This window comes from Levilactobacillus lanxiensis (assembly GCF_016861655.1).
Taxonomy (GTDB): Bacteria; Bacillota; Bacilli; order Lactobacillales; family Lactobacillaceae; genus Levilactobacillus; species Levilactobacillus lanxiensis.
In genome coordinates this window covers 98,177-124,862 of the sequence record NZ_BOLN01000007.1, presented here as the reverse complement: position 1 = coordinate 124,862, position 26,686 = coordinate 98,177, and the positions used below count along the sequence as shown (strand labels likewise).

The window sequence follows — 26,686 nt, the reverse complement described above, 5'->3', positions numbered from 1 at the left end:
TTCGGGAGAGACTCAGTTAAGTTATTTGAATTATTTACTGATGGGTGATGGTCCATCACATTAGTATTAGAACTTATTTAACCGCGATAACTAACTTTTTATTGGCACTCACATATTGCCCGTTACTTAATTCAAAACGGGTTGTTAAGTGATAATGCTTTAAACCAATAACTTTCAGTGTAGCACCCATTTTCACGTGTTTCCCAGCCTCGGTTAACTTCAAATCTTGATAGCTGTTAATACCTTTCTTGTTTAAAACTTTGATTTGCTTAACGGACTTTTGATAATAGACGGGTGCGATAAAAGCAGATTTAGCCGTAATATAACCAGTCTTGCCCGCGGCATCCTTCACCTGGTAACGCAGCAAACCAGAATTGGAACGCGCATAGCCCACAACCACAAACATCGGCCGCTTGGTCCGGTTCGTCTTAACGTAAGTTGCTAGTCGCTGGTGTTGGTTAAACGTTGGCTTCTGATACAAGTAAATCTTTTTTAACGCGTAAACTGCCTTTTTCTGAGGAACTACAGGACTTGAGGCAGGCTGAACGGTCAAAGTCACCGTTTTAGTTTCACCGTTCGCCGCAGTAAGGATGACCGAATAGGTGCCTGGCTTCTTGAGGTCAGCCTTGCTTGTGTCAACCGTGACTGGAATGCTGTCACCTGCACTGTTGGTAGCCTTCGCGTTAAACGTATCAGCATCAACCGTTTGTCCCACAGTTATGCTTGCCTGTGAATCAGCAGTCAAACTGGACCGGTCGACAACAGGACTACTAATCACTTTGGGCTTCAAATAAACATAAAAATTTTGAGCTTTATACGTTGCACCTGTATCAGAATCGGGAATATCCAGTTTAGAGAAGACAACTTTGTTTTTTGTTGCCTCATCTCGTGTCTTGGCAAAATCAACGGTCATATCTTGAAGATGATCGTTAGTAATCATAGAACATGCTGCATTAAATTCTTCAGAAGCTGACTCATCAAATGCGGTATCATCCAAACCTTCAGAATCCCAAATCTTCTTTAGCTCAGAAATCCCTTGCTCTTTTTCCGATGGCTTGTCTGCATACCGAAAAACAATGTCCAATTCATCGTAAGCTGATTTTCCCTTAATAAATCTACCATCAAAACTCTTTTTCAAAAAATCATTCATCTTCACTATTCCTGACTGGTTAATGTCAAACATCATAGACGACCCGGTAATTTCTATTGCATCACCATTGGTGGGTTGAAAGAGCAAGTTAAAGAGAACAGGTTGATTATCTTCATTCGCAGTTGTAGTGGTATCCGAATCATCAGCGAATGCTGAGGTTGTATTTCCTACAAACATCCCTAGACTTAATGTTACGGCCATTACCCCTAAACCGATAATAGCGTGCTTAATCAATTTGTTTTTCATTGTAAACCATCTCCCACTTTTAGTATAGCGCTTACACCTTTAATATGATACTAAATATTTTACCAGGCGTATTAAAATTAGGTGCGAATATTATTCACGCCAATCTAACGATGACATTCATATTCAAATCGTTAAGTAGCATGGACTTGCCATTAACCGTGGGAAAAACAAACTGATTGCAACCACTGTTTTCCCACTTAAAAGGACTCAAAAAATATCAATAGTTTGGTTGCCAAAGTAGACAAATAGGGTTTCAAATCTGAAAAAACAGACTTGAAACCCTATTTTAATTAAACAACTTAGAAATTATCATAACCGCGTCAACCACCCTGACCAGCAACGACCAATCGGTTTAAACCAATTTCAGCCGATAGGGCGGTACCAATGAACTCAGCCGTGGGAATTCTCTCAGTGGCGATTCTTGCCGCTTAGAGAATTGGTATCTTTGAAACTCGACCTTTGAGGTTCAAAGTAAGTTCGAAGACCGCTTTTTGGCTTCGGACGTCCGCCCACAGCGTTCCGGTTCATTGGTACCGCCCGGCAAGGCGAATCAATGGCGTAAAACCTACTGGTCGTTGGGTTGGTCCGGGTTGTCTGGTTGCTTGTAGACTTGGCGGGGCTTGCTCCCCTCCTGCGGTCCAATGTAACCACGTTGTTCCAAATCATCCATGATGCGGGCGGCGCGGTTATAGCCAATCCGGAAGCGTCGTTGTAGCAGCGAGGTGCTGGCCTTTTGTTGATCGACCACAAAGCTCAATGCTTCATCGAACAGCTCATCATCGCTGTCGCCAGCCTCTTCCTGTTGGATTTCCTCATCGCTGACCATCATGTCCTCATCGTAGTCCGCAGACTGTTGTTGCTTGATGAATTCAACCACGCTGGACACATCTTCATCCGGGATAAAGGCCCCCTGGACTCGGACCGGCGAGTTGGCGTCGACGGGTTGATACAGCATATCCCCGCGACCCAACAGCTTTTCGGCCCCATTTGTATCCAAAATCGTCCGGGAGTCAATCCCACTGGACACGGCAAAGGCAATCCGCGATGGCACGTTGGCCTTGATCAGACCGGTAATGACGTCAACGGATGGCCGTTGCGTGGCCAAAATCATGTGGACCCCGGCGGCCCGGCCCATTTGTGCTAACCGGATGATGGCGTCTTCAACTTCGCTGGAGACCGTCATCATCAAGTCAGCCAATTCATCGACGACGACCACGATGTACGGCAACATTGGCCGCGCTTGGTCGTCCTCGGCGTTGGCCTTTTGCACGAAGGCGTTGTAGCCGGAAATTTTTCGTTGCCCAAACTGTGAGAACAGTTCGTAGCGGCGTTCCATTTCAGCCACGACCTTGTGCAGCGCTCGCGCAGCCTTCTTGGGTTCGGAAACCACGGGCGTTAGCAAATGGGGAATCCCATTGTATACGCTGAGTTCCACTTTCTTCGGGTCAATCAGCATCAATTTCAGCTGGTCGGGCCGGGCATTCATCAACATACTGGTAATAATGCCGTTGATGGCCACGGACTTCCCACTCCCCGTCGCCCCCGCAATCAGCAGGTGCGGCATCTTGGTGAGGTCCATGGTCACGACTTCCCCGGTCACGTTCCGACCCAGCGGCACCTCCAACGGCTTGTTGGGGTGCGGCGGCTGAGCCTCGACCACGTCACGAAAGGCCACGGTGGAGACTTCCTTGTTGGGAACTTCAATCCCAATCAAGGATTTGCCGGGGATCGGCGCTTGAATCCGAATCCCTTTGGCGGCCAGGGCTAAGGCCAGGTCGTCGGCTAAATTCACGATACGTGAAACCTTGACCCCGATGGCCGGGTGCAATTCATACTCGGTCACGGACGGCCCCAGGCTCACGTTTTTCACTTCGGCATCGACGCCAAAACTGTCGAGCGTTTGCTTTAAAATTTTGGTATTGGCATCGATGGCGTTAACTTCTTCGGTCTGATCAGCCGGTGGCACCTGCTTCAACAGGTCCGCCGTTGGTAACTGATAGTTCGGGTCGACCGGCGTACTGCTAGCCAAGGCATCGGCCACGGCCGTATCCTCTGGCGCGTCGGTCGTTGATTTGGCAGGCTTCTTGCTGGTCGCATCCGCAGCCACCGTGATGTGGTAGCTCGGTTCTGGTTCCGGCTTAGGCGTTGGCTGTGGCTTCGGTTCGGGCAAATCCTTCTTGTCCGGATCCATAGGCGTTGTAACGGTAACCGTCGGCTTTTGTTCACTGCGTTTGGCCTGCCGCTCCTTGACGCGTTCGCCCCCATTTTTCAGGGCCGTGCCACTGGCCTGTAGCCCATGCCGGAGCGTAGACCAGACCGTCTGGAGCCAGTGTTCGATGCTGGCCAGGGGAATCTGGAAGAAGACGATGACCCCACCCAGCATGATCAGCCAGGCCGCAATCTGCGACCCGACCAACGCAATCAGCCACGCAATCACGCTCAGGAGTAGCGTACCGACCAGGCCACCGCCAAGCTGAGACGTCAGGCCACCCGTGACCAGGTCCGCCAGGCCGGCGTGCCAAATCGTGGGTAAAAACTGACTGTGAATGTCGACGGCAATAAAGTGGTTGGCGCTCATCCAGAGCAGCCAGCCGCTATAGATCAAGCCCCCACCAACTAAATAGTGGCGGGCAATCCGGGGTAGCGTGCCGGTGATGGTCAGTGCGACCCCCACCGCGGCCACCAGAATCAGGCCAAATTCGTAGGTATCCCCCACCACCAGCCGTACCAGATTGGCGGCCAGCGTGCCGAGGAGCCCGAGGTTAAAGAGACCCAGTCCCGCTAAAGCAATCAGGACCAGGCCAATAACGTTTGCGGTATAGGGAAACGGTTGTTGCTTTGTTGATTTGCGGCGAGCCGGCTTGCGCTTAGTGGTTGGGCGACGCCGGGTCGTTTTTCGTTTGGTAGCCAACCGACTGCCTCCTTTCGCTTACTTTAATTTGTCGTGCGGATACGTGTGGACCCGTTCCAGGTTAGGAAAGGCCTGTTGGCGCAGGACTTCGTAGATCACGATGGCCGCACTGTTTGAGAGGTTCAGGGCCCGAATATGGGTGTCGTCTTGGGGAATCCGGATGCATTTTTCAGCGTGCTTGCGCATGAAGGGTTCAGGCAGGCCCGTCGTTTCCTTGCCAAATAAGAAGTAATGATCATTCTCGTTGACGCTGTAATCGGGTTCCGTGTAGTCTTGGTCCGCAAATTTGGAAACCAAGTACAGTTGGGTGGGGTCTGGAATCGTTTCTAAAAACGCTGGCAAATTCTCATGGTAGCGAACGTCGACTTTGTCCCAGTAGTCCAGGCCAGCCCGTTTTAAGTGGGCGTCGTCAACGGAAAAACCGAGGGGCTTGATCAAATCTAAGACGGTGTCGGTCCCAGCACAGGTCCGGGCGATGTTCCCGGTGTTGGCGGGAAACAGGGGTTCAAATAACGCGATGTGATTACTCATAAATTCTCTTCTCCGTTCTGTTGTCAAACATTCGTTCTGTCCCATTATTATAGCCATTCCCCAGGGTCTTTGACAAGGGCTGAACGCTTGGTAACCGTAAAAATTGCGCGATTGATTTTCCGTTCCCGGCGGCGGATTCAAGGGGCCCTGCTATGGGGCCGGTTCCAGCCTGAGGAGCTGGCTTCCACCTCAACTTTGAGCCAAAGAGCGGTCTCAAAGGTTGTCCCATGGTCTAACCTGAGAAAATCACTCAGCTAAGACCATCGACACAGCTGGTCACCTTGATCCGCCTCTGGTCACTCACATCGATCTTGAATTTTACGATTACCACATCCCCCCCCTTATCAGACTTATTCTCTGTACCACCATCGACGTCCAGATAATTTTAACCAGCTACTGCCCTAAACCAGCATATTACCCCCTAACTTATTCCACCCGTTTCACACGTCGTCTACAGCTAGAATCAGGCCACTTACAGCCATTTAAACACGTACCTAATAGTTTTACTCCAGAAACATGTTTGTCAACCAAAACATCACGGCCCTTCTCCGTCATTCTACGTAATCCCTATCAAATCAACAATTACGCAACCAAGGGTCACTTAACGAACAAATTAAAATACTAATGTTGAGCGTATAAACGTGTTAACTTATGGGTGTCGGAGGGGGCAATATTTCAGCCTGATAGGAGGAAAAAACATGCGAAGAAGAACAAAATTTGCGCTACTGGTTACCTCCAGCCTGGCACTCATCTTTTTATTTGAATCACCTACTAAAGCCTACGCGCGCGTTATCCCATCTAGTGGAACCAATGAACCTGATGCGACTATTCTCACCGACCCTGGTCAGGAAGAGATGTCGCATACCGCGGTCTTACCTGAGGAAGGCGTCTATGACGTCAAGTATTTCTGGTCCATCGGTAACACCGTCAAGGTCAACGCCGGCGACACCATGAATTTCTATATTCCTAAGAACGTCAACGTTACCCGGACCCGGTCCTTTAACATGGCCAGTTACGATGGCAAGGCCAGCGTTGGCAAAACGACCGTCACCATTGGCAGTCACGTTGGCGTCTGCACCTTCAACAATTTCTTTGCCACGCACAAGTACCGTAAGGAAGGTTATATTTCCTTTGAAGTCCGTGGCGCGGGTGAACCCGAAGAAGTGACACCACCAGTGACCAACCCAGAAGAGCCTGGCACCGAGGAACCCAATCCCGGAGAACCTGGACCAGAAGTTCCTGGAGTTGAGGAACCCGGACCAGAAATCCCTGGAACTGAAACACCCGGACCTGAGGAACCCGGTGGCCCCGAAGCACCTGGCGTCGAGGAACCTGGGCCTGAAGTACCTGGAACCGAAACGCCTGGACCCGAGGAACCTGGTGGTCCTGAAGCACCCGGTATTGAGGGACCTGGTATCGAAGAACCCAATCCTGAAAAGCCTGGCGGTGAAAATCCAGCTGGCGAGATTCCCGGAACCACCACACCTGGTGTCACCTACCCACCCGTTACGCCTGGGCCAGTGGTTCCAGAACCCGAAACACCCGTCATTACACCCAATGATCCCGGCTATCCTAGTGTGACCGTTCCCGGCAAGCCAACGAAGCCAACGTTCAACAAGCCCGGGAAGCCTGTTCACAAACCAACGACGTCGACGCAATCCGGTGGTCAAACCGCGGCCATCACCCCTAGCGGCCAAGGCAGCGGCACGGCCAGTCATCCTACAACCAGTGCGGCCATTAACAACCACGCAACGGGACAATCGCCAACCACGACGACCCCCGCTGCTAGTCACGCCGCAGCGACCTATCCATCCACGACCTTACCACAGACTGGTGATCACCAATCTGCTGGCATCATCGTCGCTGGGCTCGCCCTCTTATTAACTAGCTTGACCGGTGGGTTCCTCAGCTTACGAGATCGTAAGCACTAATGACCCCCACTCCCCCCTAACGTTAAGGTCAATCAGCCGACCATTAGCTCGCTCAGCTGATTGGCCTTGACCTTACCAAACCCATGTCACAACACAAAAGCCCCGAAGGCATCCGTCTTCGGGGCTTTTGTCAGACTTATTCGCTAGTCTCAGCCAGCTAACTCAACCGATATATTATCGGCCAAACTGTTTCACCTGTTTTGCACGTCGTTGGTGCCTAGAAACAGGCCACTTACACCCATTTCACCAGATGCATAATAGTTTCACCACAGAAATATATTTGTCAACTAAACCATGATTGCACTTCTCCACCGCCCTACATAACCCCCGTCAAAACAACAATTGGACAACTAAGAGTCACTTAACGAACCAATCAAGATACTAATGTTTAGCGTATAAACGTGTTAACTTATGGGTATCGGAGAGGAGCAATATTTCAGTCTGATAGGAGGAGAAAACATGCGACGAAGAACAAAACTTGCGCTACTGGTTACCTCCAGCCTAGCACTCATCTTTTTATTTGGCTCACCTACCCAAGCCTACGCGCGTGTCATTCCAGCTAAGGGAACTAGCGAGCCTGACGCTAAAATTGTCAGTGTCCCCGGTGGAAAAGTCATGTCACACACCGAGGTCTTACCCGTAGACAATGTTTACAACGTTAAGTACAGTTGGTCCATCAGCCAGGCCGAGAAGGTCAATGCCGGTGATACCATGTATTTCTATATTCCTAAGAACGTCAACATTACCCGGACCCGCTCCTTTGACATGAGCAGTTACGACGGCAAGGCCATCATTGGCAAATGGGACGTTACCATTGGCAGTCACGTTGGCGTCTGTACCTTCACCAATTTCTTTGCGATGCACGATTACCTTAAGAGTGGTTACATTTCCGTTGAAGTCTATGGCGCTGGCCAGCCTGAGGAAGTTGTCCCACCGACCAACCCCGAAGAACCCGGAACCGGTGAACCAGGCCCTGAGGAACCCGGACCTGAAGTTCCTGGCGTTGAAGAACCTGGCGGGCCTGAAGCACCCGGCGTTGAAGGACCTGGGACTGAAAAGCCTGGCGGCGAAATCCCTGGAACTTCCACGCCTGGCGTCACCTACCCACCCGTTAAACCTGAGCCAATCGTTCCAGAGCCCGAAACGCCCGTTATTACGCCCAACGACCCCGGCTACCCTGGTGTGACCGTCCCCGGCAAACCAACGAAGCCGACGTTTAACAAGCCTGGCAAGCCAATCTTTAAACCAACCGGGGGGACTCAAACCGTAGCCATCACCCCTGGCCATGGCAGTCCCAGCTCTGACCATTCCGCAGCCATCGATCACCACGCAACAGGACAATCGCCAACCACGCCCCCCACTACCGGTCATGTCGCAGCGACCTATCCATCCACGACCTTACCACAGACGAGTGATCGCAAATCCACTGGCATCCTCGTCGCCGGACTCACCCTCTTGTTAGCTAGTTTGACCGGTGGGGCCCTCAGTCTACGAAATTGTAAGCGTCGATAACGTCAACTGACCAGCCTTAATCTTACCAAACCCATGTCATACTACAAATGCCCCGAAGGCAACCGTCTTCGGGGCATTTGCGAGTTATTTTAGGACAAAAGAAAAAGCAGCTCCTCGGTGTGGGCACGGCGAGGGACTACTTTAGTGAAGTGCTACTTGTCAGCCACCAACAGCTTTCACTGATGTCAACTGCCAAACGATTTCTCATCGATAAATATAACACTGTCCTGTCAGGTTCACAAGCATTTTTTATCGCTTTCTTTAAACGTTTTACTTCACGCCCTCAGCGGTTAACAGGGTCACGTCGACGGTGATGGCTGGGAACGGATTGGCCTTGACCTCAGCCAAGCGGGCCTCATCGGCACCCCAGTGCATCGGTGTCATCAGCATCAAGTCGGCGAAAAGTTCGGTTGGAACGGGGACTTGGTAGCGAATCCGTTCTACGGTCGCGGTAGGATAGTGTTTCTGGAACAGATCCAGCACGTTGCTGTTGTCGTAGCTGGCGTGCGCACTGCCGGCTGGGAAGATGGCCTGGCGCAGTTCAATCAGGTAATCCGGATTAGGAATCACCTTTAGCAATTTGCCACCAGGCGCTAGTACCCGGTTGAACTCGTTGTAGGCCGATGGCGAAAACAGGTCCAAAATCGCCGTAAACTGGTGATCTGCGAACGGCATCTGGGCCAGGTCGGCCACACAGAAGAAGGCGTCATTGTCCAGTTGCGTGGCGAGGTTGATGCCGGGCTTGGATAAATCAAAGCCGACCGCGGCATCCTGGCTGTTCCGGTGTTTCAGCACGTCATCGAGCGGCGTTCCCTCACCACAACCGACATCCAAAATCGTCTGGGGACCGGCGGGTAATTTGGCCGCAAAGGCGTCCGTGATGCCCGCAAACAGGCCGGCCTGGAGCATGCGCCGCCGAGCGGCTAACATGTCGTTGTCATATTCACTGGCCACGGCGCGCTGCATAAAGTACAGCGTCCCCTTCTTGGACAGGTCAACGTTATGGCCGTTGGGGCAAATCAGACTGTGGCCTTCAACGGTCGCGTAAGGTTCTAAACACACCGGGCAGCGAAAGAGCTGGGTGTGCGCGGCTAAAAATGTCGCCGCTTGATCAATCTTCTTCATGTGGCTTCTCTCCTGTTTCTGTCACGACGGGCTGCGGTTCTTCGTAGCCGCCGACAAATGTCTGATACCAATGGAAAAATTCGGTTGCCACGACCCGGATGACGGCGTACCCCGGAATCCCCAGGACCACACCGACCACGCCAAAGGCCTTACCGGCAATCAGTAAGATAAAAATAATCGTTAACGGATGAATTTTCAGGGAGCTCCCCAGGACTAGTGGCGAAATGATTCGACCTTCCAACGTTTGTTCAACGATAAAGACGATGAGGACCTTCACCAGCATCCATGGTGACACGAACGCCGCGACCACCACCGCTGGAATCATGGCGAGAAACGACCCCAGGTAAGGGATCAGGTTCAGCACCCCAGCGACGATGCCCAATAGCAGCGCAAATTTTAACCCCACGATTAGGAACCCAATGTAGAACAGCACGGCCACGATAAACGCCACGACCAGCTGGCCCCGCACGTAGTTACTGACTTGGCGGTTCATTTCCCGCAGTAACGTGACCACGGACTTGCGCCGGCTCACCGGTAACAGGCGGGCTAAATAGTCGGGCAACTGGTGCCCGTCGCGCAAGAGATAAAATAAAATGAACGGCGCCGTCACGATGGCGACCACAATGGACACCACGCGACTGACGATCCCGCCGACCGAGCTGACCGTATTCTTGGCTAGACTGGACAAGGCGGACGATGAACTGTCCGACAGCTGTTGGTTAAACTGATCCAACTGCTTGCGTACCCCGTCGAGCCGGTCATCCTGGAGCCACTGCATACTGGTCCGTGTGAGCTGATTCCAGTAATGCGGCCACTCGGTGATTAGCGTCGTGGTTTGCCGTTGTACCATGGGAATCAGACTAACGACGCCCCAGGCCAGCAGAAGCGCCACGACAATGAAGAGGCCAATGATCGACCAACTCCGGTGAACGCCCCGCTTTTCCAGCCGATCCACCACCGGATTCATCAGGTAATACCCGATGCCGGCCAGGATGATAGGCAGTCCCAGAATCTGTCCCACTAAAATAAACGGCGTCGCGAGCCAAGGGACTTTACTTAGGACCAGTAAAATGAGTAAAATAAGGAGCGTGATTGTTAGAATGGAAACTAGCCGATTGTTCACGACCCAGCTCCAAAACCACGACCGGTGTTGTTTGGATTCCGATTTCAAATGCGTCACTCCTTGAATGATTAAATGAGCTTTGAGATTAAGCTGTGATTCATTGGTTAGCTGTGATGATTAGGTAAGTCCGACTGGTTAAACCCATTAAGGGCCACCACTAGTCAGCTAGCTAACGTTTTCAGTTGGTTACTGGCCGTTCCCGGTCAACCGCTAAGCAGCTCCGAGGACGGGAAAATGCGTGGCCAGTCTGAGTGACCAGAGGCGGATCAAGCCACACAGCTGTGTCGATGGTCTTAGCTGAGCGTTTTCCACAGCTTAGAGCATGGGACGACCTTTGAGACCGCCTTTTGGCTCAAAGTCGAGGTCCCAGCCCGCCTCTCAGGCTGGGACCGGCCCCACAGCAGGGTGGCTTGAATCCGCCGCCGGGAACGGCAGCGATTGTTCCCAATCCAACTGGCAGGACCCACCTTAAGGATGATAAAAAAGCCGCGAGGTGCCAGCGTCAGTGACCAGAGGCGGGGCAAAATGCCCAGCTGTGGCGGTGGTCTTGGTCGGAGTTTTTGTCCGACCTAGCCCACGGGACGACCTTTGAGACCACTTTGTGGCTCAAAGTCGAGGTGGAAGCCCGCTTTCCAGGCTGGAACCGGCCCCATAGCAGGGCGTTTTGAACCCGCCGTCGGGAACGGCCTATAAGCTTAACCAGAGTGGATATATTGTACCATACTGTTAGCCGCTTGCGCAGAGCAAGCAGAGAAAGGATGACGATTTTGCTCTTAGTTGAACCGTTACTAGAAAATTATACTGACCTCCCCGCTGCCATTCGCGCCGGCGCCAAACACGTGGCGCTAGCCGACAATTTGGCCGTGGGTGGCACGACCGTTAGCAAGGGGGTCATGGCCGAAGCCGTCCGTTACGCCCACGAACACCAGGTGTCCTTAGACCTGATCATCGCCCCTCGTGGTGGCAACACGCCCTACAACGGCGTGGAAATCAAGATGATGGAAGCCGACCTGTTGGAAGCCCAACAATTGGGTGTGGACGGCGCCATCTTTGGTGCCCTCACCGATCAACACCAGCTGGACGTCGAGGTGCTCAGCACGTTGATTGCCGCCGCTGGTGGAATGACGCTGACGTTTGGCCAAGCCTTCGACCAGATTCGGCCCCAAGACCGGGGCACGGCACTAGACTGGTTAGCCAGCCAAGGTGTCGACCGCGTCTTGAGTGCCGGCACAGCCAGCGATGACCGTCAAGCCGACTGGGTTGCCAGCAAACGTTTGGCCGACGCAGATGGCGTGACATTGGTTCCGGCCGATGTCACCGCTGCGGATGCCCAACAGGTTGCGGATGACTTACACGTGAACCTGGTTTATGGCCAACAGATTTTAAAATTTTAGCTTGTGACATTCAAAGAGACAGTAGTTGTGAACTTAGTGTTCACCGCTACCGTCTCTTTTTTGTCTCACGAACGCCCTTCGACCATGAGTTGCCGCATGCATTTATCTCAACCGAGAAACCGCATTTTCCCGGGAGTTTATCTTCATGGTCGCTGCTCGACCCGCTTCGTCCGCTTTCCCAAACTCTTTTATTTGAACGTGGAACTGATTTTGCCATCATGATACAGCACGAATGGCGTTTGATCCGTGTATACCCATTGCGCTAGACGTTGGGGCCGTTTCCAACTTAATCCGGCTAACGCCAAGGCCGCACCATCCATGGCCGTGCTCTTGACCCCCTGCTTATTGATGGCGGGAGCCGCACTGCCCACGGACCAGTAGCTCATGACTTCTGAGCCAATCTTCCCGTGAACAAAGGCATTATTCCCCAACTTACCACCACCTAAACTCGGTAGTCCCAACGCGTGTCCAATTTCACGAATCAAAACGGCTTCGCGCCAATCTTGTTCTTCAGCAGTGGACAGACCCGCCGATTTCCAATTGGCCGGGTGGAAGACCATCCCCTGGCGGTCATAGGTCTGGCCCCCTAGCGATTTGTCATCGGTCTTCGTGTCGTGAATGACCTCGTCACTCTGCTTGGCACTAGCCACCACCGTCACAATTTTTTGACCAGCTAAGGTGTTCCAAAAGGTCGCCGCATCCTGCACCATTGACTTGGTCATGAGCTTGGACTCCGTGTAGAGCTGGAGAGTCGCATCCGTTCCCATAAAGTTACTAATTTTCTCCTTGCCTACCTGGTAACGATAGGTCTTCGCCGCTTGGTCCAGGCTCGTGTTGCCCGTGTACTGCGTGCCATGCGTCAGGTTGGTCAGCTGTACCATCTTGGACCGTGAAATCATTTTCTGGTTAAGCAGACTATCCTGCGTCGTGTATGCGCGTGACCGCTGGTAATAGTGATTATTGCCAAACATGGCCCGGTACATCTTGGTCATCCCCCACATGGCGGTGCCGACAACGGCCGCTAGGAGGACGAGTAGGACGACCCGTTTAATAATTTTCATCTGTCAGCCCCGCCTTCATCATTAAAGTAGTTCCCACTTAATCCCATACTGATAAGCATACTCATAACCCTTGTACTTCCCATTAAACATCGGTTCCAGCAGCGACCAATACTTGTGCTCGTGCGTGACCTCTAACGCCATTTCAAGTACCCGTTGTCTAGCGGCTGTCTGGCCTTTACCTTGACGTGCGGCAATGGCCTCGTCGAAGAAGACAACCATTTTTTCTGGCTGTGTGACCAATGATTTAAAGGTGTCAAACTTTCCAGGCAAGTAACGTTTAAAGACATACTTGGTTTGTTCCGTCGCCATTGCTGGAATCTTTAACCCGTTTTCAACCAGGTACAAATACCGTGCCAACACGTAACAGGCCGTTTCCGCATTCATCTGGCCATGTCGCACATGGAAACTGGCAAAGAAATTATTGATGCGTAGCGCCTCTGCCGCCGTCTTCTCGTTCAAAACACCCTGCCGTAATAAACGTGACAACGTTAAAATACTAAACCGATTATCCGTTCGGGCACTATTCAACAGGTAAGCTGGCGTATCACGCGGTTGAATATCATGATGCTGCCAATACCGGTAGAGCTCGCGACTAGGGTTTTCGCTGTCCTCACATTTTTCCCACAACGCCACTTGCTCTGCCTTACTGATTCCCGGCAGTTCGTAGCGCACCGACTGTTGATAGGCCTGTGGTTGTTCCGTCAATGTGGCACGACTGATGCGCAGCCAATGGTGAGTTGAAAAATCTTTGTTTTCCGCAAAGACCTTTAGCTCATTCAATTCGGGCTCAGTTACCCGGTCAAGCATGTCAGCAGACAGATGTTTAATGCCATATAGAACTTGCTTGGTCGATTCTAGCTGAACCGTTGGCTGTTCTTCAGCCACGTCCTGCTTACGTTGCCACCACCGTTTAGTCGGCTGCTCTTCGTCCAAAGAATCCGCTTGCTTCATAAATTGATCCAAAACTGCTTGCGAATTAAGCGTCACCCCCAACGCATCGTGAACCAAATGTCGATGTTGCCCTGAGTGAAACAAGTCTGGGAACTCAATTGGCATGGTCACTTCGCCCAATCTTTCCGGATCACCCAACGTCCCAATTCGAAAGTGAAGCGCTAACAGGCCGAAGTAAGCCGCGTAAACCCGTTCCAAAAACTTTGGAAACTGAGTGCCGCCATTCTCCGTGTAGTGGGCCAAATCCTTCAACAAAGGATAGAAATCAATGACCCGATAGTAATCCCGAATCACCGGATAATCTCGAATGAAAGGGTAGATGAAGAATTGAATGTTGGCCACAATGGACCGAGTGAAGGCAAAGTCCGCGATGTCAAAATTGATCAGCTTACGAATATCTTTGCTATACCCCATGAACGCAAAATCCGTAAACTGTAGCAGTCTTCCCGTACGAGCCTTAAAAATCGCAATCTGATGGTCAAAGACCTGGGGAATCCCCGTTAATTGCCGCTCTTCAGCTTGTTCCGCCACGGATGGTAACGCGTCAGCCTCGTCTAGCATCGCAATCAACTTCCGTGTCGCCGGAAGTGCCCGATCTGTCCGGGTCTTCAAGACAATGGCATCAGTTGGAATAACATCCAAGGCCGCCTGCATCTGTTTCGCCTGACGCCAGTAATTAACTGAATTGGCTCCCATATCGCCGACCAACTGGTCATTGGTAGGTGACATAATCACCTCAACATTGTTCATCGCCAGTTTCATTTGTAGATCACTTAATTCATCAAACTCATGGACCCAGGTACTGACAACGATACCTTGAATAATCCCTTGTTCCCGACACTGTAACAGGTAGTCCATCATTAAACTAAAATCCACTTGGTCTCGAACGGTGCCACACACCATTGCCCAGACAGAACGCATATTTTCGCCCCCACTATCTCTTAGCGACAAGCCCCACTAACTCAGCATCTCTGCTCGGGTCAGCAGGGCTCGTTCATCCCGCTATACTTTCCAATTACCAATTAATATTCTAATCAATCACGTTCACCCTAAATAGATTCAGTCACTGATTGTTCCTTAAACACTGCTAGTTCCTCTGGCGTCCCCAGAACATGCACCGTGTTAAACGGGATGTCCGTATAGGTGATTTTCGCCTGTTGCTTGAGCAGGTAGTGATACATTGGTGCCACGTAGATCTCGCCGTACTCCGCCTGGATGGCATCCCCGTAGTGTCGATAAATCTCTACGAAGTCGCCGAAGGTATTGAAGTAGTAGAAGCCCACCGACGCGTGCTCTGAGACGCGCCGCTTTTCCACCACGTCCGTAACCTTACCCGCGTCGTCCAGTTCCACGAAGGACCAGTGGTCACCGGGGGCCGTAAAGGTTGTCAGGTTGCCGTCGCAGTCTCGTAAGTCCTCACGGAGAATGTGGCCGGGCAAGACATACGTGTCGATGTTGTAAACCGCCAGGCTATCCTTGGGATTCAAGACGGACGCCGCCGCCATCACGGTCGCCGCCTGCCCACGGGTCACTTCGGCGACCGTCACAATCTTGTAACGGTGAATGCCGGCCTTTTGAATCAGCTTGCGGAGATTATCCGGCTGATACTGGCCTTCCCGTACGACGAAGACAAATTTTTCATTCACGAAATCCTTTAAGGAGAGCATGGCCCACTCGAAGAGACTCTTGCCCCGGACCTCGATTTCATGTTTGGGAACGGTGTAACCCACCTTTCTAAAGCGTGAGCCCTGTCCCGCCATCGTAATCACAACCTGCAACTTCATCCCTCCATTACTTTTGCCATAAATGGGGCAAACTTGGTGACCCCAACCGCCAACATGGCCTTCTGCCGTTCCGGCTTATCCTTGTGCAACGGAATCATACTCAGGAATAGCAAGGACTCGATCAACTGAATCTGCTGGTAAGCGTGGGCATCCCCAAGATGCTCTTGTAATTTTTCCTCAAATAAATGCCCAATCGCCTCTTCGTTTCCGGTAACGTTCAGACCATAGTCCAGCCGCCCGGTCTCATCGGCATCCACGTTGAACATATCCGAGATGATGCAGTCGTACTTGCCGGAGAAGCTGTGCATCAGCTTGGCGTAGTCGTACTTGGCATCCCCATAGATGTCGAACTTGCCAAACTTGCCCCGTGGATCGATCAACCGCATCACGTGCTTGGTGTTGTCGTACAAAATGTTGGTCATACAGAAGTCGCCATGAATCACCGCAAACGTATTGCCCTGCAGCACACCACTCTGGTCAAGAACCGTTGGCAATGCCGCAATGAGCTCATTGATGCTGGGATAGGTCTCGCCGTTAATGACCAGCGGCTTGTCCGCAATCGTGGCGTAGAAATCGTCCTCATCAATCAGGCGATGAAGCCGATTGACCGTCTTGTCCAGGTACATGTCGCTGACCGTCGCCTGGTATTCATCCTGGTTGACCTCGACCTGATAGTCATTCATTTCTGAGCGCAGGAAGAAGAGCTCGTCGATGATTTCCCGCCAGAACCCTAGCTCAAAGTTCCCATAGAGAAAGAGGTTGTGCAGGCTTTCGTAGGAGAAATATTCCATCTCTACGAACGGTGCGTTGTAGTTCAACGAGTAGTCGAAGATTCGCGGCGCAATGTAGGAGAGCCGTTTAGGCAACTTCAGGTACCACTTGACCTCGCCCAAGAACTTATCCACGTCGGTACTTTCCTTGCGAATGATTCCCCGTTTAAAGTCAATGTTGGTCTTGTTAAAGAACCGCGCTTCGACCTGCTTAGCTTCCACATACTTATCACTGTGCCCAAAGTCCAGCCACTGGTCGGTCTCGGCCACCGTTAATGGACGTTGTTCATCGTAGATCCGTAAGTTTTCGTAGAAGGACTTGGCGCCCTGCCACTGCTCAACCAGTTCCTGACCGGCGCTGAAGTTGAACACCCCAACGGCCGCGTCAAAGTTTGCCTGGGTTGAGTCCTGAACCACCTTGTCCGCGAAGACCACGTGTTGCTGGTCATCGTAGGCCACCGTGGTCCACCGTCCGGCATCGCTGACCGCGTGCGTAAAGATTGTATCCGGTCGTGAGAGGTTTTGGGCCTTGACCACCGTGTCACCGAAGATGATGGTCAGTTCGTCCACCGTTGTTTGATCTTGTAAGCTGTGAAAGGCTTGAGCCACGGCTTCACTCAGGTTCAGTCCACTGGCCACCTTGATGGGCGTGACTGGCAAGTTTTTTTGATCAATATAAGCTGCGACCGAGTCATCACTGGCACTGACCGCCACGTACAAGTCATAGTCCGCCTGATACTGGGCCACGGTCCGGTCAATGATCCGTTGACCATCCGTTACCGGAATCATGGCTGGATAAATCGTCCCGAACGTCGTCTGCATATCATCCGCGATTTCAGCTGCGGAAAGCATTAACAAAGTTTTAGTCAATGGATGTCACGCTCCTTTTCAACCAAATCTGCCAGCTCTTCTGGTGAATGCTTTAACAATTCGCTTGGACGAAAGGCCCGGTCGTCAATGTAGTAGCCACCACGTCCCGCCCACGGCTTACCGAAAATGATTTCGTCGTAAGGCACGTCGTACTTGGCGAGCCACTCTTGGGTCATGGGTGCCGTGTACTTGTTGATCTTGCCGAGGTTCCCCGCGTACGTCCGCATTTGCCGCGAGGTGAACAAGATGATGTGATAGCCAGCTGCTTGATACTCCCGCATTTTCTCAATCATGCTGGCCTTGGGCGTCACGTCTAAATACGTCTGTTCCGCAGTCTTCAAATCACACAAGGTGCCATCGATATCAACCACTAAACTCGTTGTTTTATCCATCACAATCTCCCCCTAAAAATTTAAACGGTTACTTGCGCCTGAGTCTTTTCCTTAAAGTAAGTCAACAAGGCTTGCCACTGCTTAAACACCGCCTCCTCGGAGTAACGCTTGGCATTTTCATAAGCAGCTTCACTGTAAGCCGCCAATTCATCCTGATTGCCTAATAGATCCAGCATGGCGTCTGCCAGGCCCTGCACATCGCCGTCGGTCGTCAAGCGGCCACTGACGTTGTTGTCGATGATGTCGCTGGGACCGTACTTCACGTCGTTGGCCACCATCGGCAATCCGTGTGACTGGGCTTCCAGTAGCATCAAGGAGAACCCTTCTGCCCGACTTGGCAGTAGCCCTAACTGTGCCCGGTCATAAATGGCCGCAATATCGTGAGTGTAGCCCTTGAAGCTCACCACGTTGGTCAAGCCGAGGTCCGCCGCCTCCTGCTTGAAGGTCTTCCCAATGTCACCGTTGGCATAACCCCAGAGCTCCAACCGTGCATCCGGGAACTTCTGGTGAACCTGGGCAAACGCCTGAATCGAATGGTTTTGTTGCTTTTCGGGGGCCAGCCGTGCCACGTGAACGACCAGATGCTTCTGGCGTTGGTCAAAGGCTTGATGGGTCTCTGCCAACTGTTCATCCGTCACGAAGCCCACGGGAATCGTAAAGGCCGGAATCGCCTTGCCGAACCGGTCCTCGATGTCCTGTGATTGTTCCGGCGTCGAGGAAATCACGGCGTCCCACTTGTCCCAGTTCATCAGGGCATTTTGGTAATTGTTGTTCAGGGGTGAATGCAGCATGTCACTAGGGTCCGTCACGTGGTCGTTGTGCAGATGCAGGACTCGGAACGCTGGCGTCTGCATGTTGAAGAGCGCCCAGTCACATTCCACGGTCCGGTCACAGATGTACACGTTCTGCTCGCCGTTGTCGTTCAACTCATCGTAGAAGAACCGGGTCAAGGCGCTCATGCCGTTGAAGACCCAATCACGGTTCCGGTAGTTCAGGACGCGCCAGCTGAGATGTTCCTTGCCAGCCCGGTTCAACAGGTGACACTTTTCGATGTGTACCAGTCCATCCGGCCCATAGTACTGTTCCTGAACAATTTTGCCATCCCAGTCAAAGAGCTGTTCGAGACACTTAAAGCCCCGGACGTCCCACCAGACCATCTTGAGCGTCCGCCCATTCACGTCGAAGTACTGGATGTTACTGATGTCATCGGACCCCTGCCGCAGGTAAATGATCATTAACATTTTCCCTTGGGCAAACACCTGAATCTGGTTGTCCTTACGGGTCTGCGTCGTGTTACTTGGCAGTGAAAATTCATTCAAAGAGAATCGCTGCGTTGGCACGTCTGCGCTGCCACAGAAGTATTGGAAAAGATTCACAAATCCGGCCGGATCAATCCCCGCTTGGTCGATAATCTTGGAGAGTTCCATGGAGAAGACCCGCGTCACGATTTTAGCGGGCACCCCATTCTTCTCAAAGAGGTGGAGCCGATTGATTTCAGCGTGTTCGATTCCTGATTTTGAGTACTGCATATTGTCGTTTAAAAAGTAATACATAGCTGCTCCCTCCTACGCCTGTAATAAGCGTTGCCAGCGGTTCCAAACTTTCCGTTGCGTCCAGTTCTGATGAGCACTGTCATAGGCTGCTTGGCTCAAGTCCGCTAGCTTGGTGTCGTCCGTGAAGAGTTCCCGAATCTTGTCGGCTATAGCCAATGAGTTGCCGCGGTCAATCAGGCAACCATTAACGCCGTCCTTGATGAACGCGCTTGGCCCGTAATTGAACGGATAACTGATAACGGGAATCGCGTGATCCATGGCTTCTTGCATCGCCATCGGAGCCCCATCGGCATAGGACATGTTGACCAACAGTTGGTACTGGTCGTAGTGGTCCGCCATCCGCGGGTCGTAATCCTTAAAGGACACGCTGTCGTTGAGTTTCAGCTCAGCGACGACCCCGGCCATCTGTTGCATGAACTCTGGTGCGCCGTAGCCGTACAGGTCAAAGGTCGCATCCTTAATCTGGTTCTTAACCAGCGCAAACATCCGTAATAGTTGTTCGATCTGCTTGTCCGGGGCAATCCGCCCGACGTAGAGCAGGTTGTGTGGCCGCCGTTGAATCTGGGCCACAGTTGCCTCGCGTTCCTTGGAAAGTGGCACCGTCGTCACGGCTGGAATCGCCGTGACCCGGGCCTGGGCATAACGTTGCCGCAGGTGCTCGGCCTGTTGTTCCGTTGGGGTAATGAACCCATCGAAGTGGTTGAAGTGTTCAAAGGCTGGTTCTAGGAAGCCATCCAGTTTGCCGTGAATCGGATCATTCGGGTCAACGGCGTGGTTGATGGGAATGTAGACGTACTTGTGGGAGCTGTCGTTGAGCGCCAGTAAGGGTTGTACCCCGGTCCCAGGACGGTCACTGATAAAGGTGGTCGTCTCGCTGTCTTGGTTGCTGAGTTCGGCCAGGAAGAAGACGAAGAGGTCGTCGATGTTCTGGAAGAACAGGTCGCCGCGACCCCGGTAATCCTTCAAAATCATCCGGGAGGTCAATGGGTTCCCGTTGGTATCGGGCACAAAGAATTGTTCCAACGTCGTCTTGCCGGTTGGCGTGTAGTAGCGTTGCAAGATCAATTTGCCATTCTGCCCGAAGTACTGGGTAGCTGACTTGAAGCCGCGCCAGTCCCAGAGGTTGGTTTCAATCACGTTGCCCTGACCATCGAAGAACTCTTGGTAGAAGACCCGGCCAACGGTGCCGGGAATGAAGCCGACGTTGCTGGTGGGCGTGTCGCCTTCCAACACCTGACTGAAGTTCGCGCCAACCATGACTTCGGAGGCCAGTGGCAGGTTCAAATCATCCGTGTGCAAGACCTTTTCGGTAGTTAAATCCGTGGCTTCCTGGAAGAAATCAAACATGTTAACGATTTCATTATCGGCCACGTCAAACGTCTTGATGGTTTGATGGATCAACCGGTCGTAGGTCTTGGTCACAATCTTAGCGGGCCGCTTGTAATGGTTAAACAGCTTCACGCGGTTCATCGCCGTGTGCTCCACGCTTGAATTCTTTTGTAAGAGGTATTCATTAATAAAATAGAACATCGTTCCACTCCAATCTGTTTTTGCTTACTCTTCCCAGGGGTACTTGCCGTCAATATCTAATTATTCTTCTAAATCAAACTGCCTGGAACTAATGTCCACAATCAACTAATCGATAAGCATTATTCGATCGAATCAGCTTTTCCTGAATTGATTCACTCAATTGGTTAATAACCCATTTCGATTGCTATATTCATAAAGCTGTCGAATCTTCTGTTCTTCAATGAGCGGCACAAGCTGAGGCCAATAGGCTTTGTCATGCGTAATTTCTAACGCCATTTCAGTCAAACGACGTTGAATGACCTTATTTCCCGCTCTTTTCAGTCGCATAATTTCTGCATCAAAGAGATTATGAAGTTCTTTAGTATCATGACTATCCATGGTCTTCCGAAATAGCTGGGCTTTTTCAGTCTTCATGTATCGCTTAAATACATAATCCACCTGAAAATTCATGCCTTTTGAAACTGCCATGCCATTCGCCTTCATGTAAAGGTAGTAGTTCAAGATATAGCAAACTGCTTGAATGTTCCCCGTGTCATGGTGCGCAATCATTCGACCATTAAATTGTGCTAGCTTCAATGCTTCCTTTGCGGTGCTTTCATCGAGTATCTCGCCCCGCCGTAGCATTCTAGTGAGAATCAAGAGACTAAACGGATCACCATCTCTTGCTGACCCCATTAGATAAACGGCCGAATCTTTGGGCGCTATATCATGCTTCAACCAAAAGTCAAAAATCACAACCCCAATCCAATCGGTATCCTGACAAGTACGCCAGAGATCAGCTTGTTCTGACGCCGAAATTCCTGGAAACCGGTACTTAATTGGACTCTTATACGTCTTCTCCTGTGATGAGCTGATAAAAGGCAAGCGTCGAAGCCAATGTCGGTTCGAAAAAGCCCGATTCTCATTGGCATACTGATGTAATTCTTGTAACTCTTGATTAGTCGCTCGTTCAAAGGTTTTCGTCGTTGCTGTCCTAACGATATCTAACACATGTTGTGTCGTTGGTTTAACAGTCGCAGTAGATTGTGTTAAGAATTCATCCAGAAACGCTGATGAATTAATAATTGTTCCCAAACCATTGAAGACCGTCTGATGTTTGTGAGAAGTGTGGAAAAAGTCCGTAAATTCTATCGGCAACGTTATTTCCCCAACTGCTTTAGAATTCATCATACCTACTCGAAAATGACTCGCTAAAATACCAAAATAAACGGCGTTGAATCTCTCCAAAAATTGGGGGAAATCGGTACCTCCGGCCTTAATGTAAGCAGCATTATCATTAATCAAAAACCGAAAATTAATCCGTCTATAGTAATCCTTAATGATTGGATAATCTCGTATAAAGGGATAGACAAAGAATTGCATGTTAGCAACCATTCCCCGAGAATAATAAAGCTCTGACACATCAAAGTTCAACAATTTTCTTAAATCCACGCTATATCCCATGAAAGCAAAGTCCGTAAACTGAAAGGCCCGACCCGTACGAGCATGAAAAATAGCAATCTGATGCGTAAACTCTTGTGGAAATGCTAGCAACCCCAATTTTTTCTGCACAATTGATACATCAGGTAAGGGATCATCTTCAGCTAACATCGCTACTAATTTTCGGGTCACCGGTATTGCACGGTCCGTTCTAGTCTTAATGACAACCGCATCGTCTGGAATCACGTTTAATGCGGCTTGAAGTTGAACGGTCTGTCGCCAATAATTAACCGATTCACTTTTCATATCCTTTACGAGATCTTCCACTGGCGTACTCAAAACTATTTGAATACCATTACGTTGTAACTGTTCCTTAAACTTCGGAAAATTGTCCAGTTCACGTTGCCAGGTCGAAAAAACAATTCCTTGAATTTCCCCCTCTGCCCGACAACGAAGAAGATAATCTAACATCAAGCTAAAATCGACTTCATTACGAATTGTGCCACAAATTGCGGCCCAAACTGGTGATATCATTCTTCATCTGCCCCCTCAACCACTACAAGCAAGATTTATTTCATGAACTGCCTTTACTTGGCAAATTTTGTTGGTAAGGTCCACAAGTCAGAACCGTATTTCCGGCCATCTGATGCCTTAACAATCACCAAAGAATCATCTGGGAGTGCCTCAATTTTAGAAATCACAGGTGGTAGCTCCTGGTAAAAGTCAGTTTTGATTTCATCTGTCAGCGCCTGTTCCAATGGTCGAATATACTCATCACGATAGCCAATGAAAGTATCAATTCCACTTGCAACAATACCGTCTTTAAACTTCATATTATACTCTGAAGCTTGCTCACCCAAGTCCTCCCCTGTCTCCATAACGAGGACCTTGTCACCTGCGTAGAACGCGCCCCGCTCCTTGAAAACAGAAATAACATTATTAACTGAATGTAGCGTTGACCCATGAGTATCATCAACAACTGTAACCGTTCCATTTGGCGTCGTCACCCGCTGAAATTTCAACTCACTATTCAAGGCTTGGAAATCTGCAAATGACTGTGCCAGACTCTCTGGTAACTCTCGGTTTAAACTTTTTACAGCAAGTGCACTTGCCAACAGATCCATAATGACACCTGTACCCGGCATAGAAAGGTTGACCTGCACAGTTTCATCCAAAATATTAAGCGTCAGTTCTGTATAATCCCGAAAGTTTTCCGTCGATAATACATAGGCGTCCGCTTGTTCATCGTGAAAGCTAAAAGTATAAATTCGCTGAACCTTTTCTAAAGCTCGTCGACGGACATAGCGATAAATACGTGGTTCCATATCTCGGTTAATAATGGCCGCTCCATCCGCAGACATGCCTCTAAAAATACGAGTCTTCCGCTCGGCTAAAAACATCGTGGGATCTTCTTGATTTTGCAATTCCTCCAAATGAGCACCACCAATTTGCGTGATGACAGCCACATTAGACTTCAGCATAGGCGAGATAGGCCCATGATCACGACCATTCAAAGCATTGATTGAAATCTCTGCAACTAACACATCTGGAGCTTCAAGTAGACTCGTCAGCAATTGCGGAACTGTTTGCCGTGTGTTGTCATTTCGAAAATTACTCAGAACCTTTGCGTGGGTATCGTCAAGCAACTTCTTAATCATTAGTCGCGTCGTGGATTTCCCAACAGACCCCGTAATCGCTATGACCTGTCCTTGATACATGGCACGAACATACGCAGCAACTTCTTTATAAAACTCCCAAGTATTGTTCACAATAAACTGGGAAATACTATCAGCTAACTCTGGGATTGGCTTTTCGATTACCAAGAGGCTGATTTCATTCTGATGGGTTTTGAGCCATTCGATAGGCTGAAAACTTTTAGCAAGATGTCCCATGTGTAGGTAATCTCGCCGTTCGTCAGAGAGGTTAATATATCCGCCTTGTGTTCCTTCATATTTCGCAAAGCTCCCTGGCTTATGTCCAAAATAATCTACAGCCACATTGGCATTCTTTCCATAAAGTCTTCCCTTTAGCAATCGAAAATCATTTTGATCTAATTTCATCGTCTAAACTGCCCCCTCAGTATCGGTTACTCTATTTTTCCCAAGGATATTTTCCATTCTCATCCGTTTTCGTATTTTTCATCATATGTTTCGTTCGTTCATCAAGGCGTTTTCGAGTTTTTTTTCTGTTTATTCGTCGAACAACTAAAACGACAATTCCAACAACGACATAGATTGACATCCGTAAAAATAGTTGAACTTTTTTGGATGCAAACACCGCAGCAGCAATAGTCACCATTTGAAGGCCTCCTTGTTAGTAGGTGTAGTTATAATAATTAATTAGCCCAGACAGGAAGTGTTCACAATCATCAATCCGTGTTCGGAAATGGTCGTGTCGGGCAAAAAATCCACCCACAAACTTATATGGTGCGTAAAAATACATGGCTAGTTCTGGTTCAAAACCACCCGTAACAAGTTCATGCTCCGCACGTTGCTTCCAAACCTGCCGTAATCGAATCAAATCATACGGCTCTAACAAGTCATCATTACTCGTATTCTTGATAATATCAGTCATTTTAACCGCGGCATTCATCAACTCTAACAGTGTTGGATATGCAGTATCTCGTTTTTCAATAAAGTCCAAATGACTGAATACATTCGTTAAGCCTAGTTGCATGTACGCACGATTTTTCGGAAAAATCTGTAAAGCTTCATTTACGGCGTACGCAATCCAATGATCGTGGTACTTGCCATAATCGTTATTCACCATGAAATCTAGTGATTGCTTAATCATCTGTAATACCTGGTCGTCCTTTGTTAATTCATAGAGACGAGTTAAAGCAAAAGTTATTTCACCCTCGTAGTAAATGATTCGGAATTCATCTTTTACCGTCAAGTCAGGATTCAAGACATGATTATAACGACCAGATGGCTGACGAAACGCAATAACACCGTTAAAGGCCTTCATCATTTCAGATGAAAAGGTCTCATCATGTGTGACCTCTTGGTACTTACATAAAGCCAGGATAAGCATTGCCTGAGCACCTAGTTTAAGTTCTGGAGTCCCCTTCTTTGGTCGTTCAATGGCAAACAGTGTCTCGCCTTCAGCTACCGTTAAATTATCTAATCCCCATTTAAGAGCTTTCTTAGCCTTGTTCTGATCATTTGAATTTTCCGTGAAGTCCACGGCTTCAAGCAGTGCATAGACTGACGAGAAGTGACGGACACTGTTATAGCTGTTCAAAATTCGTTGCCGTCCTGGATAGTAACCATAGATAAACTTACCATCATCCTGAATCTGATTTGCCAAAAATTGTTCACCAGCACCTAAATATTCATGTAATTCACGCTTAGGATTGGCAAGCTCACGAATTCCTTTTTCGCCCGTCTCAGAATCATTAAGACGCCAGATTCTATCACCATCTGTAAAAATTCCTGATGTGGTGAAAGTCCAAACATAGTCCGCACGTTCAATATCAACTGCTAGACTCCCATTACGCCGCTCTAGATACTTTTTTACATGAGGGAAATCTATCCATGATTCAGACTGATTTTTTCCAACAATGTGTTTCTCACTTGGCTTAATAAATTCATGTCCGTTAATTTCCATTTCTAATAAGGCTGTTTGAAAATCAGCGTCAAAGCTAATTCCCTTTCTCCAATAATTCATTCGGAACATATCTATAAGATTCTGCTCAATTGAGGCCAGTTGACGTTTTTGAATTGAGTGAACGCTTTCAATTCTGACCCATGAATTCTGTGGAACACCAGCCAACACACTCTCTATAGTTTCCCAAGCACGGTTAAAGCTTGTCCCTTGAATAAACTGAACATCGGCCCGGTGTCGTTGATCTGAAATCGATACAGCTAAAGTTATTAATCCCGTCGCATGATCCTGCAAATTTCCTAAGTTTTGCATGGCCTCTTTAAAGTTTTTAATCATTGCTTTTTTCATTGGTAAGGAAGCCTCCTTCATCACTTATTTTTATCGCTAAATGGTTTAATCAATCAAGGCGATAACCATTACCTGGTTAGATAATTATCATTGAATTATAGCTTGTTTGGTTTATTCTCTGTACAAATTCATGTTAACACAATTTCACCATACACACTATTGTTTTTTTACAATTTTCATTCAAATTACATTATCTTATCATCATTTATTAATCAACTGATAGAGCGGTAAACAAGATGCCGATATATCAGTGTTTGTCTGATTTCCGAACAGTATTTTCAGTGTCATTGATTGCTCACTTTACGAACAAACTGCGATGATAAGTTTTATTATACCGCAACATTTGTTGTGAGGCTTGATTTGCGCTTAATTATCCACATTTTAATTTGTGTGAGGACCATTTAATTGATGAATTCAAACTTTCTTAGACAGCAAAAAGGCACGCCTAATTTTCTAGGCGTGCCTTTGCTGATCAGTAG

19 protein-coding genes are annotated in these 26,686 nt (G+C 49.5%); 3 read left to right on the top strand and 16 right to left on the bottom strand.

The window, feature by feature from the left end:
• Positions 1-73: 73 nt before the first annotated feature.
• From JUF22_RS09630 to JUF22_RS09620, 3 genes are all read right to left on the bottom strand, one after another.
• Complete coding sequence (locus JUF22_RS09630) at positions 74-1,396, bottom strand: DUF5776 domain-containing protein (protein WP_203646020.1); 1,323 nt, start codon at positions 1,394-1,396, stop codon at positions 74-76.
• A 565-nt stretch (positions 1,397-1,961) separates the two neighbouring features.
• Complete coding sequence (locus JUF22_RS09625) at positions 1,962-4,307, bottom strand: DNA translocase FtsK (RefSeq protein WP_203646019.1); 2,346 nt, start codon at positions 4,305-4,307, stop codon at positions 1,962-1,964.
• 18 nt (positions 4,308-4,325) lie between these two features.
• On the bottom strand, positions 4,326-4,838 hold the full coding sequence (locus tag JUF22_RS09620) for a tRNA (cytidine(34)-2'-O)-methyltransferase (protein WP_125763106.1): 513 nt from the start codon (positions 4,836-4,838) through the stop codon (positions 4,326-4,328).
• 698 nt (positions 4,839-5,536) lie between these two features.
• On the opposite strand from JUF22_RS09620, the gene JUF22_RS09615 reads away from it, so the two are divergent.
• Both JUF22_RS09615 and JUF22_RS09610 read left to right on the top strand, forming a co-directional pair.
• Positions 5,537-6,769: an Ig-like domain-containing protein gene (locus tag JUF22_RS09615; protein ID WP_203646017.1), complete on the top strand. Its 1,233-nt coding sequence runs from the start codon at positions 5,537-5,539 to the stop codon at positions 6,767-6,769.
• 459 nt (positions 6,770-7,228) lie between these two features.
• Positions 7,229-8,281, top strand: coding sequence for an Ig-like domain-containing protein (locus JUF22_RS09610; RefSeq protein WP_203646015.1), 1,053 nt, complete (start codon positions 7,229-7,231; stop codon positions 8,279-8,281).
• A 270-nt stretch (positions 8,282-8,551) separates the two neighbouring features.
• Here JUF22_RS09610 and JUF22_RS09605 read toward each other — a convergent pair whose 3' ends face one another.
• Positions 8,552-9,406 carry a methyltransferase domain-containing protein gene (locus tag JUF22_RS09605; RefSeq protein ID WP_203646013.1) on the bottom strand — a complete coding sequence of 285 codons (855 nt, stop codon included), beginning with the start codon at positions 9,404-9,406 and terminating at the stop codon, positions 8,552-8,554.
• A complete protein-coding gene (locus JUF22_RS09600; protein WP_203646011.1) occupies positions 9,393-10,577 on the bottom strand; it encodes an AI-2E family transporter in 1,185 nt (394 codons plus the stop codon). Before JUF22_RS09600 ends, JUF22_RS09605 begins: the two co-directional genes overlap by 14 nt.
• A 710-nt stretch (positions 10,578-11,287) precedes the next feature.
• On the opposite strand from JUF22_RS09600, the gene JUF22_RS09595 reads away from it, so the two are divergent.
• Positions 11,288-11,923 carry a copper homeostasis protein CutC gene (locus tag JUF22_RS09595; RefSeq protein WP_236000757.1) on the top strand — a complete coding sequence of 212 codons (636 nt, stop codon included), beginning with the start codon at positions 11,288-11,290 and terminating at the stop codon, positions 11,921-11,923.
• Between the two features lie 188 nt (positions 11,924-12,111).
• Here the strand turns inward: JUF22_RS09595 and JUF22_RS09590 are convergent, their stop codons facing one another.
• From JUF22_RS09590 to JUF22_RS09540, 11 genes are all read right to left on the bottom strand, one after another.
• On the bottom strand, positions 12,112-12,984 hold the full coding sequence (locus JUF22_RS09590; protein ID WP_203646009.1) for a zinc metalloprotease: 873 nt from the start codon (positions 12,982-12,984) through the stop codon (positions 12,112-12,114).
• A gap of 21 nt (positions 12,985-13,005) precedes the next feature.
• On the bottom strand, positions 13,006-14,856 hold the full coding sequence (locus JUF22_RS09585; RefSeq protein WP_203646007.1) for a hypothetical protein: 1,851 nt from the start codon (positions 14,854-14,856) through the stop codon (positions 13,006-13,008).
• 128 nt (positions 14,857-14,984) lie between these two features.
• A complete protein-coding gene (locus tag JUF22_RS09580) occupies positions 14,985-15,704 on the bottom strand; it encodes a glycosyltransferase family 2 protein (RefSeq protein WP_236000758.1) in 720 nt (239 codons plus the stop codon).
• 11 nt (positions 15,705-15,715) lie between these two features.
• Positions 15,716-17,359: an aminoglycoside phosphotransferase family protein gene (locus tag JUF22_RS09575; protein WP_203646003.1), complete on the bottom strand. Its 1,644-nt coding sequence runs from the start codon at positions 17,357-17,359 to the stop codon at positions 15,716-15,718.
• A complete protein-coding gene (locus tag JUF22_RS09570; RefSeq protein WP_125763131.1) occupies positions 17,356-17,751 on the bottom strand; it encodes an HAD family hydrolase in 396 nt (131 codons plus the stop codon). The genes JUF22_RS09575 and JUF22_RS09570 overlap by 4 nt, the downstream gene beginning before the upstream one ends.
• Before the next feature lie 20 nt (positions 17,752-17,771).
• Positions 17,772-19,304 (bottom strand): glycosyltransferase family 4 protein, encoded by a 1,533-nt coding sequence (locus tag JUF22_RS09565; RefSeq protein ID WP_203646001.1) that lies wholly within the window; start codon positions 19,302-19,304, stop codon positions 17,772-17,774.
• A 12-nt stretch (positions 19,305-19,316) separates the two neighbouring features.
• Positions 19,317-20,834, bottom strand: coding sequence for an accessory Sec system glycosyltransferase Asp1 (gene asp1, locus JUF22_RS09560; RefSeq protein ID WP_203645999.1), 1,518 nt, complete (start codon positions 20,832-20,834; stop codon positions 19,317-19,319).
• A 156-nt stretch (positions 20,835-20,990) separates the two neighbouring features.
• Entirely contained in the window at positions 20,991-22,787 is a 1,797-nt protein-coding gene (locus JUF22_RS09555) for a hypothetical protein (protein ID WP_203645997.1), read from the bottom strand.
• Between the two features lie 53 nt (positions 22,788-22,840).
• Positions 22,841-24,313 (bottom strand): Mur ligase family protein, encoded by a 1,473-nt coding sequence (locus JUF22_RS09550; protein ID WP_203645995.1) that lies wholly within the window; start codon positions 24,311-24,313, stop codon positions 22,841-22,843.
• A gap of 31 nt (positions 24,314-24,344) precedes the next feature.
• Positions 24,345-24,551: a hypothetical protein gene (locus JUF22_RS09545; RefSeq protein WP_236000756.1), complete on the bottom strand. Its 207-nt coding sequence runs from the start codon at positions 24,549-24,551 to the stop codon at positions 24,345-24,347.
• A 15-nt stretch (positions 24,552-24,566) separates the two neighbouring features.
• The gene (locus JUF22_RS09540) at positions 24,567-26,207 is read right to left on the bottom strand and encodes a glycosyl transferase family 1 (protein ID WP_203645993.1); all 1,641 of its coding nucleotides are present in this window, start codon (positions 26,205-26,207) and stop codon (positions 24,567-24,569) included.
• Between the last annotated feature and the right edge of the window lie 479 nt (positions 26,208-26,686).

Excerpts from the sequence above, each read along its gene's own strand:
- JUF22_RS09555 (WP_203645997.1), bottom strand. The coding sequence starts at position 22,787 with ATGATATCACCAGTTTGGGCCGCAATTTGTGGCACAATTCGTAATGAA.
- JUF22_RS09545 (WP_236000756.1), bottom strand. The coding sequence starts at position 24,551 with ATGGTGACTATTGCTGCTGCGGTGTTTGCATCCAAAAAAGTTCAACTA.
- JUF22_RS09620 (WP_125763106.1), bottom strand. The coding sequence starts at position 4,838 with ATGAGTAATCACATCGCGTTATTTGAACCCCTGTTTCCCGCCAACACC.
- JUF22_RS09610 (WP_203646015.1), top strand. The coding sequence starts at position 7,229 with ATGCGACGAAGAACAAAACTTGCGCTACTGGTTACCTCCAGCCTAGCA.
- JUF22_RS09540 (WP_203645993.1), bottom strand. The coding sequence starts at position 26,207 with ATGAAAAAAGCAATGATTAAAAACTTTAAAGAGGCCATGCAAAACTTA.
- JUF22_RS09590 (WP_203646009.1), bottom strand. The coding sequence starts at position 12,984 with ATGAAAATTATTAAACGGGTCGTCCTACTCGTCCTCCTAGCGGCCGTT.
- JUF22_RS09595 (WP_236000757.1), top strand. The coding sequence starts at position 11,288 with ATGACGATTTTGCTCTTAGTTGAACCGTTACTAGAAAATTATACTGAC.
- asp1 (WP_203645999.1), bottom strand. The coding sequence starts at position 20,834 with ATGTTCTATTTTATTAATGAATACCTCTTACAAAAGAATTCAAGCGTG.
- JUF22_RS09630 (WP_203646020.1), bottom strand. The coding sequence starts at position 1,396 with ATGAAAAACAAATTGATTAAGCACGCTATTATCGGTTTAGGGGTAATG.
- JUF22_RS09565 (WP_203646001.1), bottom strand. The coding sequence starts at position 19,304 with ATGTATTACTTTTTAAACGACAATATGCAGTACTCAAAATCAGGAATC.
- JUF22_RS09585 (WP_203646007.1), bottom strand. The coding sequence starts at position 14,856 with ATGCGTTCTGTCTGGGCAATGGTGTGTGGCACCGTTCGAGACCAAGTG.
- JUF22_RS09605 (WP_203646013.1), bottom strand. The coding sequence starts at position 9,406 with ATGAAGAAGATTGATCAAGCGGCGACATTTTTAGCCGCGCACACCCAG.
- JUF22_RS09570 (WP_125763131.1), bottom strand. The coding sequence starts at position 17,751 with ATGGATAAAACAACGAGTTTAGTGGTTGATATCGATGGCACCTTGTGT.
- JUF22_RS09615 (WP_203646017.1), top strand. The coding sequence starts at position 5,537 with ATGCGAAGAAGAACAAAATTTGCGCTACTGGTTACCTCCAGCCTGGCA.
- JUF22_RS09550 (WP_203645995.1), bottom strand. The coding sequence starts at position 24,313 with ATGAAATTAGATCAAAATGATTTTCGATTGCTAAAGGGAAGACTTTAT.